This window comes from Nonomuraea diastatica (assembly GCF_004349015.1).
GTDB classification, from domain to species: domain Bacteria; phylum Actinomycetota; class Actinomycetes; order Streptosporangiales; family Streptosporangiaceae; genus Nonomuraea; species Nonomuraea diastatica.
Genome location: NZ_SMKP01000442.1, coordinates 1 through 882, shown reverse-complemented (window position 1 = coordinate 882; position 882 = coordinate 1). Strand labels below are relative to the sequence as shown.

Annotated in this window: 1 protein-coding gene; it reads right to left on the bottom strand. The window is 65.6% G+C overall.

The window, feature by feature from the left end; all coding sequences use genetic code 11:
- On the bottom strand, window positions 1-882 hold an 882-nt coding region (locus tag E1294_RS52080; RefSeq protein WP_246083904.1), incomplete at both ends, for a condensation domain-containing protein.

Below are 882 nucleotides of genomic sequence, written 5' to 3'. Positions count from 1 at the left end.
CCTGAGCCACCACATTCCGATACGGCACCGGCTCCGGCAACTCATCAGCACGACCCGCCATGATCGCACCGACCTCACCGACAATGGTCTGCAACGAGGTGTTGTCATCGATGACGTGGTGCATCAGGAGGTACAGCAGCCACCGGTCGTTCTCGACGTCGTGGGCGGTGAAGACCCGCAGCAGGGGTGCTTCGACGAGGTCGATCCGCTTGGCGATACCGGCCAGCTCGGCGGCTTCAACCCACTCCACGGTGAGCCGGGCGTGCCGGTGCACGACCTGGACAGGGCGCGGCACCCCCTCCCAGACCAGCGAGGTCCGCAGCACGTCGTGCCGGTCGACCACCACCTGAAGCGCCGCCAGGAAGGAGTCCAACCGCTCCCGCGTATCGATGGCCAGCAGGTTGGACAACACATAGGCGTCGTCGTCCGGCGCCATCAGATGGTGGAAAAGCATGCCCTCCTGCAGCGGCGCCAAGGGATAGATGTCCTGCACATTCCCGACCCCACCAGGAACGGCGGCGACAATCCGATCGATCTGCTCCTGACTGAGATCGACCAGCGGCAGCAGGTCCGGCGTGATCACCGCCGTGTCCTCGGCGATCAGATTGTCCGGGACCGCGATCCCAGTGGTGGGTCGCGCCGCGGCGAGCGCGGCGACCGTCGGGTTCCCGAAAAGGGTACGAACATCGCACGCGATCCCGCGTTCGCGGAGACATTCCACCACTGAAACCGCAAGTAGGGAGTGGCCACCGAGAGCGAAGAAGTCGTCGTGCCTCCCGATCTGGTCGACACCCAGCAGTTCCGCCCACACCCGGGCGATCGTCTGCTCGATCTCCCCCTCGGGCTCCTCATAGCCTGCCCGGGCAAAAGCGTCACCGTCCG